Below are 13471 nucleotides of genomic sequence, written 5' to 3'. Positions count from 1 at the left end.
CTTCACCATCCTCTCAGCCAGGAGATTACCCCGATGTCCATTGCCGCAGATGCGCTGGGAGCCCTTGCCACAACTGATGCCCTGTTTTTTGACCGCCCCGGTTCCCGACTGACGCGGGAGGGTGCCGAAGCACTGGTTGCACAGGGATTGGCAGGGGTAGATGATGGAGAACTGTTTCTCGAATACCGCGAAAATGAGGGGATCTCTCTGGATGACGGGACAATCCGATCAGCGAGTTTCACAACCTCTTCAGGTTTTGGTCTGCGCGCAGTTCTGGGAACGGAAACGGCTTTCGCCCATTCTGATGAAATGAGTGAAGACGCCCTGGCACGTGCGGTTAGCACAGTCGGTGCCGTGCGACAGGGACGAAGTGGCGTGATGGCGCCGGGCCCGCGATCAACCAATCAGCGTCTCTATTCTGACTCCCGACCGCTGGAGGGAACGGACTTTGCAGCGCGTGCGGCCGTTCTGGGCGAAATAGATGCCTATGCCCGTGGTGTGGATACCCGCGTTGTTCAAGTCAGTGCCAGTCTGAGTTCCGAGTGGCAGGCCGTGCAGATCATGCGTCGTGCGGATGCCGGAGATCGCGTTGCGGATCTTCGTCCGCTGGTCCGTCTCAATGTATCGGTCGTGGTTGAAAAGGACGGTCGTCGCGAGAGTGGTAGTCATGGACAGGGGGGACGGTATGAACTGGATCGTCTTCTGGATGGCGCAACATGGAAAGCAGCAGTTGATGAAGCTCTGAGGCAGGCTCTGCTGAACCTTGATGCAGCGCCGGCACCTGCAGGAGAAATGGATGTGGTGCTTGGGCCAGGATGGCCAGGCATTCTGCTTCATGAAGCTGTTGGCCATGGTCTGGAGGGGGACTTCAACCGGAAGGGAACATCCTCCTTCACCGGCATGGTCGGGAAGCGGGTGGCTGCTCCTGGAGTGACGGTTATTGATGATGGGACACTGCCGGAGCGTCGAGGATCTTTGAGCATCGACGATGAAGGGACTCCAACAGGACGAACTGTTCTGATCGAAGACGGCATTCTGACGGGTTATTTGCAGGATCGCCTGAATGCCCGTCTGATGGGTGTGTCTTCCACGGGAAATGGGCGTCGGGAATCTTACGCTCATGCTCCTATGCCACGGATGACGAATACGGTGATGCTTGAAGGAACAGCGACGACCGACGAGATGATCCGCTCTACAAAGCGTGGACTGTATGCCGTCAATTTTGGCGGTGGTCAGGTTGATATTACGTCTGGGAAGTTCGTTTTCGCGGCGTCTGAAGCTTATCTGATTGAAGATGGAAAAGTGACGCGCCCGGTGAAGGGTGCAACGCTCATTGGAAACGGTGCAGATGCCATGAACCAGATTTCGATGATCGGATCAGATGTGGCGCTTGATCCAGGAATTGGGACATGCGGCAAAGCCGGTCAGGGCGTTCCTGTCGGAGTGGGGCAGCCGACGCTGAAGTTGTCCGGCCTGACGGTAGGTGGCACAGCCTGACAGAGTAAAACTCTCGGGCTTCCCGGCTCTTAAAGTAGCCGTAACTCATTTTCGGATATTGCAGCTCAGGAGTTCACGTTGTGAAAGGAGCTCCACCATGGGGCATAATTACGCCAAGCCACTGACCAGTCAGGTCCGGATGGAGCGTGTGTTAAGCCGCTTGCCTGAAGACTGGTCTGTTCGCATTGAACGTGAGCCGGGAAAAGGGTGGCGCACCTGGATGCAACCGCCGACGCACTCAGGTCAGTGGAGTGAGCCGCACAATGACTTGGCTGATGCGCTGGAGGAAGTGTGGCGCGCAGTCCGGTGAGGCTTAGAAAGCCGGGTGGTAAATCAGCATGGCGAACACACGGTTGACCAAGGGATAGACCAGAAACTGGATTGCCAGCAGCAGGACCATCGGCGCGAAGTCCATGCCGCCTGTGCTGGGAAGGATATTCCGAATAGGGGCCAGAATCGGTTCGACGACGCGCGCGAGGGTGTTGAAGAGCGAGTAGAAAAACCGGTTACGAATATCCAGCACGCCAAAGCCCAGCAGCATGGACAGAATACAGTAAGCCAGAAGAGCCCATACGAATGCCTGAATGATCATCAGGATAATGGCGTGCAGGGCAAGCATGCTGAAAACCTCGTCGGAAAACGCGGAAGACCGGGTAAGCGGCCAGCCAGGAACAGGTTTTGTATCTGCCTCGGCGAGACAGGACAACCTCATCCGGATTGCTTGACAGAAACCGGGCTGATGGGAACTATCAAAAGTGCCATGGGGCTGTAGCTCAGTTGGGAGAGCGCCTCGTTCGCAATGAGGAGGTCAGGGGTTCGATTCCCCTCAGCTCCACCATGGCAATTTCCGGGAATTTAGTCTGGGGCGAACATGCCCAGGTCAAGACGATGACCGTTTGAGTAGTTCAGGCCTTGAATACGGCCATATTCTACGATGCTGAGGTTGGTTCGGTTCAATGCATCCCGAAAGGTCTTTTCATCCTTTCGGTCTACCAGAGCGAGTGTGCAGCGAGGATTCTGGTAGAGATAAGCTGCCGCGGCTTCTGGGCCAATCAACTGCGTGTGTTCACCCACCAGGAAAACCAGGCTTGGCTCTGAATAGGATGTCGAAACCAGCACAGTTTGAGCGCATGGCTTCACGTCTTCAAAGAGTGCAGCCACTCGGGGAGCCAGGCGAATGGTTTGCAGGTTGGGGATTACAGCCAGGAAGAGGCCGGCTTGTGCAATGACAGCGGCACCCATCGCGCAAAACGCTGCCTGCTGCCGATGATTGCGGATTAAAAGAAGAATTGCTCCTCCCATGAGAGGGAGGGCTCCGCAGAGCGCCAGGCATTCGCGGATCGAAAGCATATGCTGCATTTTGTACAGCACGACCGTGCCAGCGAAACAGAAGGCCAAGCCAACTGCGGCCCATATTACGCCGTAGAATCCGAGAGCGATTTTGCTCCATTTGGAAAGAGCTGGACGACCCCAAATCGTTAGAGCCGCGGCAGTCAGGATTGCAATGGCCGGATATGTGGGGAGCACGTAATGCGGAAGCTTCGTGGCGATTAGTTCAAAGACCAGCCAGTGCGGGATAATCCAGCTCAGCAAAAACCGGACCTGAGGCAGTTTGCGATTTTTCCAGACTGACGGAATTGCCAAAGCAGCAAAAAAAGATCCAGGCCAGAATGCCAGCGCAAAAACAATAAGATGGAATCCTGGTGGTAGGCCGTGAGCTTCCTGGCCATGTGCCACTTTCCCCAGAAAGTTACGGCCAATGGCGCGTGAAAAGAAGTCCCCATGACTGACAACATCAATCGCGACACACCACGGAACGACTACGGCAAGCATGAGCAGCCAACCCCAGCGTGGACGCAGTCTGGACCACCATTCTCGATCACGTTCGACAGCCCATAGGGCCAGTGGGGTACAAAAGCCTGGAATGAGAACAACAGGGCCCTTGAGCATTAGGCCGACGCCCAACGCCAGCCAGTAACCACAGGCAACCCAGACGGATGTCGGACTGTTCTTCTGACGATCGAGAAATGCCCTCAGAAGCATTGCTTCAAAGCACAGGATATCTAGGAGTAGGACTGTATCGATTGTTGCCATATGGCTTTCGGCAACAAAGAGCGTCGAAACCATCAGGAGGCCCGCAGCCATCAGACCGGTAACGGCTCCGAAAAGTGCGCTTCCCATCCAGGCTGTCAGGGGGATGATAAGGGCGGCGGCTATGAGGCTTGGAATGCGATAGGGCCAGGTTTTTCGAAGAACGTCTGAGCCAAAGAGTTCTTCCGCAATTTTTGCTGAAGAGGCTTCAAGCCAGTAGATGCCAGCCGGCTGCAAATAGCGTGGTTTGTCCTGAAAGCGGACGTCTACGAAATTTCCGGACGTGAGCATCTGCTCTGACGCTTCCATATAACGTGGTTCGTCACGATCCAGCGGGGGCAATGTCATGCGTCCCGGCAAGGCAAGCAGAAAGGTCACTAGCCCGAGGAGGGCATAATGCCGGAATGTCAGTTTCATGCAGAGGCTCCGTTCCGGTCCATCAGAGAATGGTGGCCGGAAAGTGTCTGAAAGGCCATCCTGTTAAAGGATGGATCAGTGTTCGGTCAGACGATCGGGCAGGTGGGTTCGGTTTTGCAGCCACATGACACCCAGAAGATCACGGATGCCAACAAGAGCCCGATTGAAGTTGGTGTATTTTGATGAGCCGTGCAGACGAGCACGGTGCTGAACTTCATGGCAGATCAGCGGGGCGCCATAGTGTCCAAGGAGGGCCGGTAGAAAGCGGTGTACACCCTCAAACTGCGGAATACGCAGGAACATCTCACGAGAGAAAAGCTTGAGAGGCGCCCCGGTGTCCGGGCAACCATCATTCAGAAGGCGACGGCGCAAGCCGTTGGCCAGCTTCGTCGCAACGCGCCGGGAGAGACGGTCATTCCTTTTTCGACGGACACCAACCACCAGCGGCGGCTTGGAATTGGCTGAACGTGCCAGCTCAAGCATGCGGATGATGGAAGAAGGATCGTCTTGACCATCGCCATCAATGGTCGCCATCCATTCGCCATGAGCGGCTGTTGCTCCGGTTCTCAGAGCAGCAGATTTGCCAAGGCGCTGTGGGTGACTAAGAATTCTGAGATTTGGAAGATACTGACGTCGTGCTTCAAGAAGCTTTTCGACAGTGGCATCTGTACTGCCATCGTCGATGGCGAGAATTTCAGTATTTTCCGGGAAGCCATCAAGAACTCCAGCGAGTTCCTGACAGACAGGTAGAATATTGTCCGCCTCATTCAGGACTGCCATGACAATGGAAAGCGTCACAGGAGTCTGGGATGGGCGGACGGATGTCATAAACTCAGGCCGCAGAACGGCGCAGCGCTTCAGGAAGATTCTGAATGCTCTGCTCAATCAGCTGAGCAGCAACGTCCGGGCTTTCGGAAAGACGGGAGGCCACAACATCGCGAGCTGCTGAGATGGCAATGGCTGTTGCGCGCTCTTGAACTTCACGGATTGCAGCGCGCTCTGCGGCTTCAATCCGGTCGTGCGCCATCTTCTCGTAACGGCCGGCTGCTGCTTCTGCTTCGTGACGGGCGCGTTCTGCCAGAGCAGCAGCTTCCGTCTCTGAGCGGGCAATCATGGCCTGCGTTTCTGCCAGCGTCTTCTCACGCTCGCGGGTCGCATCTTCGAGCATCTGCTCTGCCTCACGGCGGAGACGGGCTGCCTCGTCCAGATCGCGGCGAACGCCTTCTGCACGGGCATCAAGATGGCTCGTGATGACGGCCCAGAGCTTGCGACCAAAGATCACGAAGAAGAGGACAAATGCCAGGGCAGTCCAGAAACGGGGTTCTTGGAACATCGTCGTCTCCTTAGGCGCTGACGCGTTTCACGGCGCTGGCGACAGTCTGTTCATCCTGTTCCCCGATCAGACGGGAGACCAGGTTCTGAGCGGTACCAGTTGCAATCGCGGGGAGGCTGGAAAGAGCCTGCTCGCGGGACTGGGCAATCCGGGCTTCGGCGTTTGCAACTTCAGCTTCGAGACGCTTTGCGGTTTCCCGTGCATGCGTTTCAGCGCTGAGGCGAGCCTCATTCTGGATGCGCTCTACATTGGCCCGGGCCTGTGCGGCCGCTTCATGGCGGGTGCTCAGGAGTTCGGCGCTTGCGCGGTCGGACTCGGCTTTCGCACGGCGGGCAATATCGAGGTCGTTCTGGATGCGGGTGCGTCGGTTCGACAGCACGCGCTCGATCCGCGGCAGAGCGGAACGGCTGAGGACGACATAGAAGCCGGCAAAAATGACGGCTCCCCAAGCGACCTGTCCGATCAGCAGCGGATCATGGACGTTCAGCTGCGGCATGCCCGCAGCCACAGCTCGGCCCGGCACAGCCGCCAGCGGAGCGGCGAACAGGAAAAGACGTGGCGTGCGGTGCATGTTCGACCTCAGGCGAACAGGATCAGGAAGGCGATCAGCAGCGCGAACAGAGCAACGGCTTCCGTCAGCGCAAAGCCGAGCATGCCGAGGCCGAAAACGTGCGGGCGGGAAGCCGGGTTGCGAGCGATGGAGCTCACGAGCGTCGAGAAGATGTTTCCGAGGCCGATGCCGACGCCTGCGAGGGCGATTACTGCAATACCGGCGCCGATGTCACGAGCGGCTTGAACGTCCATGGTCAGGTTCCTTTAGGGTCGATACAGGGGTTGTGCAAAACCGCGCTCAGTGAGCGACGGCCTCGCGCAGATAGATGCAGGTGAGAATGGCGAAAACGTATGCCTGAAGCACACCCACCAGCAATTCCAGAGCCGTCAGCGCAATGTTGATCGCGATCGGGGCAACGGCCAGGATATGACCGAAGAAGCCCAGACCGGCGAGCATGATTGTGAAGCCGGCAAACACCTCGAGCAGAACGTGACCGGCCACCATGTTGGCGAACAGACGGATCGACAGGCTGACGGGGCGAGAAAGAAAAGAAAGGATCTCGATCGGCACGAGCAGCGGCGACAGCCACACAGGGGCGCCGGCTGGCATGAAGTGCTTGAAGAAACCCAGACCCTGAAAGCGCAGGGAAGCCAGGATCGAGATCACGAACACCGTTACGGCCAGCGCAAGTGTCACTGCGATATGGCTTGTATAGGTGAAGGAGAAGGGAAGCAGGCCGAGGTAGTTGCCGGCGAGAATGAAGAAGAACAGAGCGAACACGAACGGGAAGAAAGCAGCGCCTTCTTCACCCATCGTGCCGATGGCAAGGTCATGAATGAAGTCGTAACCAATTTCGGCTGCGGCCTGAAGACGGCCAGGAACGACGGAGGCTGGGCGCATTCCGATGAAGAGGAATGCGAGCACCAACACAACGGCGATCAGCATGAACAGTGGAGACTGTGAGAACCGCAGAGCTTCGCCCAGAGATCCGAGAACCGGATGGAGCTCGAACTGTCCGAGCGCGTCAATCGTCGATCCGGCTGCCACGCTGGCTTCTCCCGTCATCTTTCAGCTCGGGCACCATGCCCGGCCCATTCAAAACCCGCCAGACATTCATCATGCCGGCACCAAAACCTAGCAGGGCAAAAATCAGAAGGAAAAGAACCCTGTAACCTAGCCAGCGGTCAAGAGCGTAGCCTAATGCCACACCAACCGCCAGACCGGCTACGAGCTCCGTTCCGACCCGGATCGCAACCCCGAAAGATGCGATAGAACCCGCATCTTCATCGGAGGACTTTGTGGAAAACTCTTCCGAGTGGGGATCAAGCTTTTTGCTTGCGCGCTTCAGGCGCACATCAAAGCTGTCATCCTCGTCGGAAGGGGCGTGTCCCACGCTGTCTGATCCCTTACCCTGTGCGCATCCTGTCCACCGGGCACAATGACCGGATTCCTTCTCAGCGCAGGCGCTAGCTACCGACGTGTCCGCAGGCTGTCAATGTATTCCAGCAGCGTAGACGTCGGAAGACGCCATATTTTCATCAACTCACCAGTCTGAGGCGTCGACCGCGGGGTGTATCGCCCGACGAATGATCGAACGGCAACATAGGAGATGTATCTTCCGCGTTGGGTTCAATCTGTGGTGCGTCTGGCATGTGCTGCCCGAGATAAGCCTCCGAAAGTGTTCGGAAGGCGTAATCGAGCATCGACGATGCATAGGCTGCGCCCGGATCACCTTCGACCGTACCCGCAGGCCCGAAGCGGGTATAAGCGAATCGTTCGACAAAAGCGTCCAGCGGCGCGCCAAATTGAAGACCAATGCTGACAGCCTGCCCGAGACAATCCATTAAACCCCGGGCCATTGGCGTTTCTCGGGTCGGGATGATGCTGACTTCACCCAGGGTGCCATCTTCAAACTCGCTCGTGCGCATGAAGAGACTGTGACCGCCGACAGCAGTACGTTGAGTGAAGCCGGTTTGACGCATTGGAAGCTGACGCCGAGCGCCCCGTTCCAGTCTGGCCCGCAGATTCGCCAGTTCGGGTTCTGGCAACTCCGGAAGAAAATCGACGGAGCGTTCCATGGCCTTATGCATGGCGGCATGGGCTTCCGGCCTTGTCGGAGGAAGGGGAGCTTCACCAGCAAGCGCCATTGCAAGGGCGGATTCGGGCGTCAGGCCTCTGTAAGCCAATCGGGCAAGGGTCGAGGCGCGGAGATGTCCATCGCTTCGTAGAGGCGAAAAGACCGGCGCCAACCCGCAGGATTCAACACCTAGAAGTGCGTCGACAGGCCCGGGTCCGGAAAACCCCGTTTCCACAGGGGAAAGATGCTGGCCTTCCATGGCCGCGCAGGCCTCTGCCGCGAGAGCGCGTAGCCCCGGTAGGGATGCGCAGGCTGGAATGGTCGGGAGCGAGAGATTTGTGCCTGCATGCGCTATGCTTGTGGCCAGTGCTGCAATGGCTCTGGCGGCTTCTCGTCCTGCATCACTGTCGTAGTCGAGCCCCATGGATGCGAGGCAAGCGTCCAGGTCCGTTAGCAGGATAATGCCTGCGGGTTCTTCTGACGGATCAGCGGGCAGATCAAAGAGTGGCAGCTCACCTGTTCGCTCCACGCGTGTTGCTGCGTGAAGTCGACGCAGGGAATCGCAGGCCAGCTTCAGGCAGGCCACGAAATGCTCTGGTGCGAAACCGTCCTCCTGAACAAAGCCAGACAGTCGCACAACAAAACCTGGAATTTCGTCAGGGTGACGTTCCCACAGGGCAATGTTGGGGGCGAGCTGACGCATCAGCAGAAGATAAGACAGGCTCCGGGCAGGAGAGGGTGCATTGGCTGGCGTCCCGGGGAGAGGCGGACACGCATCAATTGTGTCAACCCAACGCGCCGCTTCCGTCGAAAGGCGGATGGGGCCACCATTTTGCGTGATCTGGGCCAGCGCCTGCGCGGCATCATCCTCCCAGGCGGCCGGAAGGGTGACGGAGCGCGTGGCGCTGTCGTCCGGATCGGTGGTGACCCGAAGCGTTCTCATGCGAACGCCGGTCCAATGAAGACGGGCTGTCATGCTGCGAATCTACGCTGCGTTCCGGTGGCCCGGAAGCGGGAAAACGTGCCTTTTGGCCGGGTTAATGGGTGGGAACATGGGGATATGGGGGATAACATTTTCCCAGGCTGATAATCTCTGTTTCCAAAGGGAGGGTTGGACTGCGGCGATGGAGTCCGCTAGTGCAGGAAAATGATTTTTTCGAAGGTGATGTCATGAGCGCAGCCACGGGAACAGCGCCTGCCGCAGCTCGCCACGATCGGCTTGAGCTTCTGGCTGGGTTTCTGGTGCTGGTCTTTCTGGTCGGAATGCTGGTTCTGGCGATGCTGGGTCATCATCGGCATGATGATGGTGGCTACCAGGTTCATGCGTCTTTCAGCCAGATTGATGGTCTGAATGTCGGATCAGATGTGCGTCTGGCCGGAATTACCGTCGGCCATGTGATGTCTGAGGTCGTGGATCCGAAGACTTTTCAGGCGCAGGTGACGTTCACACTGTCGCCGGACGTGAAGCTGCCAACGGATTCTGCCGCTATTGTCACGTCTGACAGTCTGTTGGGCGGAAAGTACATTGCGCTGTCACCGGGTGGCGCTGACGCTCTTATCAAGGCTGGCGGGGCGCTGACGGAGACGCAGGGATCTATCAGTCTTGAGCAGCTTCTGAGTAAATTCATCTTTTCGGTCACGGATACGCTTCAGAAGGCTCAAAAGCCCCAGAAGCCTGCTGGTGGCCTGTCAGACGAGCCGTGAGTTCCGAGGACTTTCCCTGGCTGGATCGTGATGGGCAGCCAGTGGCCTGCGTCGAGAAAGTGCGCGTGCTGAGAGAAAATGATGCCGAATTGCGTCAGACCCTGCAGGATGCGTTTGAGGACGGTATTCTGATGGGTGTTTCCCCAGATGCCATGCGCCAGTCCTTCATCGCCATGCTTGCCGATCTCGTGGACCCGAAATCCCAAGGAAACGCCTGATCATGACCAATCGGTTCCTGTTTGCCGGTGCGGCTCTTCTGGCTCTGTCTGTAACGTCATCGGCGTCTGCCGCTGTAGGGGTTGCCCCCCCGGCGATGTACCCGGCTAATACCTGGCAGGGGCGGACACAGGCTGTCATTCGTGTTCTGGATCGGCTGGATGCCCATATTGAAACGCTGACGATCCCGGTGGGTGCAAATGCCTCCTACCGAACGCTTTCGGTTGCTGTTGAGGCGTGTGTCAGTCGTCCGGAAACATTGCCGGCTGACTCTGGTGCGTTGCTGCACCTGCGTGATTCGGGAGATTCGGCTCGACCACCCTTCGACGGATGGATGTTGCAGAATGAGCCATCTCTCGGGACTTATGGCAGTTCGCTTTATGATGTGCGTGTTGTGGCGTGCACGGGAGATCGTGTTGCGCCGGACGCTGGACCGCTGCCCGTCATAAAAGCGCCTCAACTGGCCGGTACGACAGCAACGGAAGATGAAGGGGGGACCGACCAGTCCGGTTCTTCATCATCATCTGAAGGAGGAGCGGTTCCGCTGGCGCCAGACAGCCACGCACCGATTCCTCTCGCGCCACCTTCTGGTGGTGCGCAGTCTCTTGTGCCTCCCGCACCACCGGCATCAGCCGGACCGTCCTTGCCTCCTCCCGCAGCCGACCCCGGCCTGGAATAAGGAGTGGGCGGAGCGGGGGTACCCCTGAAACTGGAAAGAGAAGCCTACTCATGATCCAGATTCCTTTTCCGCCTTCAAAAGCTGCAATTCTACTGGATTTCGACGGAACACTGGTCGATATCGCTCCTACTCCTGAAAGTGTGGTTGTTCCCCCGGGGCTGGCAGACGATCTCCTCCGCCTAAAAGATATGCTCGGCGGAGCGCTGGCTATCGTGACTGGCCGACCGATCGCCCAGATCGACCATTTTTTGCCCGGCATTCCTCATGCCGTAGCGGGGGAGCATGGAGTGGCCGTGCGGACCTCACCTGAAAAAGACATTACTCACCCCACTTTACCGTCCGTGCCGGCTGACTGGCTGCAGAAGGCGGAAGATATTGTCTCTTTGCATCCCGGTGCGAGCGTGGAACGCAAGAAGGCTGGAATGGTCCTGCACTATCGTCAGGCGCCGGAGGCGGAAACGGCATTTCGGGCGTTGACGGAGCAATGGTCACCAGAAGCTGGCGGTTTCCGTTTGCAGGACGCTCACATGGCTATCGAGCTTCGTCCGTTGGGCGTGGACAAGGGGGGAGCCGTGCGGGAGTTGATGTCTGAAAATCCTTTTCGCGGTCGCTTGCCACTCTTTGTCGGGGATGACGTTACAGACATGGACGGAGTGAGGGCTGCGCGCCAGATGGGCGGTGCTGGCTGGCTCATTCCAGATGATTTTCCTGATGCAGTCACGTTCCGCCGGTGGCTGCACGATTTATCGGAGGGGCATGGATGGGGCGCCTGATAGTTGTTTCCAATCGTACACCAGCGCCCGGAGAACGGACGCAGCCTGCGGGTGGTCTGACTGTTGGGTTGTATGATGCTGTTCAGACACGGGACAGCCTCTGGTTCGGCTGGTCCGGGGAACAGTGCGAAGACGCACTGGACCGGCCTGTCATGGAGGACCGTGCTGGGAATGTGACGTATGCCACATTTGATATGACGCCCCGGCAATATGACAGGTTCTATCTGAACTTTTCCAATGGCGTTCTCTGGCCGTTATGCCACTACAGAACGCAGCTGATCCGTTACACGCGTGAAGATTGCGAGGCTTACTACGAAGCCAATGCCGTCTTTGCCGATCGTCTGGTTCCTCTTCTGAAAGAGGACGATACGATCTGGATTCATGATTATCATCTGTTCCCGCTGGCTGAGATGCTGCGGGACAGAGGGGTCAAGGGCCGGATTGGCTTTTTCCTGCATATTCCTTTTCCACCCTGGAGTGTGGCGCGTCTCCTGCCGCAATTGCAGCGCCTTCTGAAAGGGCTTGCAGGTTGTGACCGAATTGGCGTGCAGACACCTGAAGATGCCCAGAACCTTCGGGGATGTTTCGCGGAGTATGGCCTCAAGGCAGAAGTAGAGGCAGTTCCGATCGGGATAGACCCGATCCGTTTCAGGCAGCAGGCCATTGAAAGTGCATCCACGGAAGACGTGGAGCAGATTGTGGACAGTCTGGTTGGAAAGCGCCTGATCATCGGTGTGGATCGGCTGGATTATTCCAAAGGTCTGCCGGAGCGGATGCGGGGGTATGAAATGCTCCTGAAAAACTATCCGGAATATCGCGGCAAGGTGACGTTCTTACAGATCACGCCTGTCTCCCGGACGGGCGTGGAAAGCTATCGGCTTCTGAAAGAAGAGCTTGATGGCCTGGTGGGAACGATCAACGGGGCATATGGCACGCCGGACTGGGTGCCGATCCGTTATACGACTTGGCCAATTTCCCGGAATGTTCTGGCAGGGCTCTATCGGGTATCCGATGTCGGCTACATCACACCGTTGCGCGATGGTATGAATCTTGTCGCCAAAGAGTTCATCGCGGCTCAGGATTCCAAGGATCCGGGCGTGTTGGTTCTGTCACGGTTCGCTGGTGCGGCACCTGAGATGCCAGAAGCGCTTCAGGTCAATCCGCTGGATGCTGAAGGGATGGCCGATGCACTTCATGCGGCACTCACCATGGACGTGCAGACCCGTCATGAGGCATGGTCCGCACTTTACGGCGAAGTCTCTCGCAACACAGCGGGAAGCTGGGCCAAGCAGTTTCTAGACAGCCTGGAGGCCTCTCGCACATGACACTGACCGGAACGAAGCAGCCCGATATGACCAGGATACTGGGAGGGCTGTTCGTTCTGGCCGGGGTTTTGGCGCTCGGGACGGCATGGTTTGCGGAGCACCGGCTTCTGCTGGCGCCGTGTGAACTGTGTCTGTGGGAGCGGAGGCCCTGGCGGGTTCTGATCGGGATTGGCGCTTTGACGTTGCTTTTGCCGCGACGTTACGCACGATATCCCGTCTTTGCGGGTCTGCTGTGTCTGGCGGTCAGTATCGGGTTGGCAGTTCTGCACGCTGGCGTCGAACACAAGTTTTGGCCAAGCCCTGCTCCCGAGTGCCGTGCGCCGGTTTTTCATGGCGGTAGCTTCAAGGACTGGATGGCAGCGATGCCGGCCCGGCCGAACAAGCCCTGTGATTCGCCCGATTATCTATTCGGCCTTCCGATTTCCATGACGGAAATGGGCGGTTTGTATGCTGTAGTCGTTTTTGTGGTGGCCAGCCTCGGAAGCGTGCGCATGCTGCGCTCCCGAGGCTGAGACCTGTCAGAGTCTCGGGCGACCGCGACCGAAGATCAGGCTGATGATCAGCAGTACGAGGAAGATGAAGAACAGGATCTTGCCGATATAGGCGAAATCTGCCGAAATCCCACCGAACCCGAGCACGGCGGCGCACAGGGCAAGGATGAGGAAGACAACCGTCCAGCGAAGCAGATCCATTGGTAAGTCTCCTGGGTCATAATGTTCCTCCGGTTGGAGAAACGGGGTGAGCAAGCCAGAACGGCACAGAGCCTCTCCGGTTCAATTTCGTAATGGCTGTATCGCTGAACACAT

General features: G+C 57.7%; 18 protein-coding genes and 1 tRNA gene. 9 read left to right on the top strand and 10 right to left on the bottom strand.

Annotation, left to right across the window (positions count from 1 at the left end; all coding sequences use genetic code 11):
- Positions 1–33: 33 nt before the first annotated feature.
- The gene (gene tldD, locus GCE01_RS04195; protein ID WP_086634741.1) at positions 34–1497 is read left to right on the top strand and encodes a metalloprotease TldD; all 1464 of its coding nucleotides are present in this window, start codon (positions 34–36) and stop codon (positions 1495–1497) included.
- A 97-nt stretch (positions 1498–1594) separates the two neighbouring features.
- Positions 1595–1807: a hypothetical protein gene (locus GCE01_RS04190; protein WP_099211211.1), complete on the top strand. Its 213-nt coding sequence runs from the start codon at positions 1595–1597 to the stop codon at positions 1805–1807.
- 3 nt (positions 1808–1810) lie between these two features.
- Here GCE01_RS04190 and GCE01_RS04185 read toward each other — a convergent pair whose 3' ends face one another.
- Entirely contained in the window at positions 1811–2116 is a 306-nt protein-coding gene (locus GCE01_RS04185) for a YggT family protein (RefSeq protein ID WP_046900947.1), read from the bottom strand.
- 143 nt (positions 2117–2259) lie between these two features.
- On the opposite strand from GCE01_RS04185, the gene GCE01_RS04180 reads away from it, so the two are divergent.
- A tRNA-Ala gene (locus GCE01_RS04180) sits at positions 2260–2335 on the top strand.
- Positions 2336–2352: 17 nt separating this feature from the next.
- Here the strand turns inward: GCE01_RS04180 and GCE01_RS04175 are convergent.
- From GCE01_RS04175 to GCE01_RS04140, 8 genes are all read right to left on the bottom strand, one after another.
- On the bottom strand, positions 2353–4005 hold the full coding sequence (locus GCE01_RS04175; RefSeq protein WP_099211209.1) for an ArnT family glycosyltransferase: 1653 nt from the start codon (positions 4003–4005) through the stop codon (positions 2353–2355).
- A gap of 75 nt (positions 4006–4080) precedes the next feature.
- Positions 4081–4833, bottom strand: a complete 753-nt coding sequence (locus tag GCE01_RS04170; RefSeq protein WP_099211207.1) for a glycosyltransferase family 2 protein — start codon at positions 4831–4833, stop codon at positions 4081–4083.
- A 4-nt stretch (positions 4834–4837) separates the two neighbouring features.
- Positions 4838–5338: a F0F1 ATP synthase subunit B family protein gene (locus GCE01_RS04165; protein ID WP_064275509.1), complete on the bottom strand. Its 501-nt coding sequence runs from the start codon at positions 5336–5338 to the stop codon at positions 4838–4840.
- 10 nt (positions 5339–5348) lie between these two features.
- The gene (locus GCE01_RS04160) at positions 5349–5909 is read right to left on the bottom strand and encodes a F0F1 ATP synthase subunit B family protein (protein ID WP_046900359.1); all 561 of its coding nucleotides are present in this window, start codon (positions 5907–5909) and stop codon (positions 5349–5351) included.
- 8 nt (positions 5910–5917) lie between these two features.
- Positions 5918–6142, bottom strand: a complete 225-nt coding sequence (locus GCE01_RS04155; RefSeq protein WP_007284348.1) for an ATP synthase subunit C family protein — start codon at positions 6140–6142, stop codon at positions 5918–5920.
- Between the two features lie 46 nt (positions 6143–6188).
- Positions 6189–6938, bottom strand: a complete 750-nt coding sequence (locus tag GCE01_RS04150) for a F0F1 ATP synthase subunit A (protein WP_046900946.1) — start codon at positions 6936–6938, stop codon at positions 6189–6191.
- Positions 6916–7284 (bottom strand): AtpZ/AtpI family protein, encoded by a 369-nt coding sequence (locus tag GCE01_RS04145; RefSeq protein ID WP_064275510.1) that lies wholly within the window; start codon positions 7282–7284, stop codon positions 6916–6918. The genes GCE01_RS04150 and GCE01_RS04145 overlap by 23 nt, the downstream gene beginning before the upstream one ends.
- Before the next feature lie 145 nt (positions 7285–7429).
- Positions 7430–8944, bottom strand: a complete 1515-nt coding sequence (locus GCE01_RS04140) for a TSCPD domain-containing protein (protein ID WP_099211205.1) — start codon at positions 8942–8944, stop codon at positions 7430–7432.
- Between the two features lie 194 nt (positions 8945–9138).
- On the opposite strand from GCE01_RS04140, the gene mlaD reads away from it, so the two are divergent.
- Genes mlaD through GCE01_RS04110 form a run of 6 tightly spaced genes read left to right on the top strand, consistent with a single transcriptional unit; the run spans position 9139 to position 13177 of the window.
- Positions 9139–9672, top strand: a complete 534-nt coding sequence (mlaD, locus tag GCE01_RS04135; protein ID WP_207204216.1) for an outer membrane lipid asymmetry maintenance protein MlaD — start codon at positions 9139–9141, stop codon at positions 9670–9672.
- Complete coding sequence (locus GCE01_RS04130) at positions 9669–9890, top strand: hypothetical protein (RefSeq protein ID WP_046900355.1); 222 nt, start codon at positions 9669–9671, stop codon at positions 9888–9890. Before mlaD ends, GCE01_RS04130 begins: the two co-directional genes overlap by 4 nt.
- 2 nt (positions 9891–9892) lie before the next feature.
- Positions 9893–10567, top strand: coding sequence for a DUF2155 domain-containing protein (locus GCE01_RS04125; RefSeq protein WP_099211203.1), 675 nt, complete (start codon positions 9893–9895; stop codon positions 10565–10567).
- 50 nt (positions 10568–10617) lie between these two features.
- Positions 10618–11340 carry a trehalose-phosphatase gene (gene otsB / locus GCE01_RS04120; protein WP_099211201.1) on the top strand — a complete coding sequence of 241 codons (723 nt, stop codon included), beginning with the start codon at positions 10618–10620 and terminating at the stop codon, positions 11338–11340.
- Entirely contained in the window at positions 11328–12665 is a 1338-nt protein-coding gene (locus tag GCE01_RS04115) for an alpha,alpha-trehalose-phosphate synthase (UDP-forming) (RefSeq protein ID WP_064275514.1), read from the top strand. The genes otsB and GCE01_RS04115 overlap by 13 nt, the downstream gene beginning before the upstream one ends.
- Positions 12662–13177: a disulfide bond formation protein B gene (locus GCE01_RS04110; protein WP_099211199.1), complete on the top strand. Its 516-nt coding sequence runs from the start codon at positions 12662–12664 to the stop codon at positions 13175–13177. The genes GCE01_RS04115 and GCE01_RS04110 overlap by 4 nt, the downstream gene beginning before the upstream one ends.
- Positions 13178–13183: 6 nt before the next feature.
- Here the strand turns inward: GCE01_RS04110 and GCE01_RS04105 are convergent, their stop codons facing one another.
- Entirely contained in the window at positions 13184–13357 is a 174-nt protein-coding gene (locus GCE01_RS04105; protein WP_046900350.1) for a DUF1328 domain-containing protein, read from the bottom strand.
- Between the last annotated feature and the right edge of the window lie 114 nt (positions 13358–13471).

The sequence above is a fragment of the Gluconobacter cerinus genome (genome assembly GCF_002723935.1).
GTDB lineage: Bacteria > Pseudomonadota > Alphaproteobacteria > Acetobacterales > Acetobacteraceae > Gluconobacter > Gluconobacter cerinus.
Note: the sequence above shows the minus strand (reverse complement) of the source record. Positions and strands in the feature narration are given on the sequence as shown.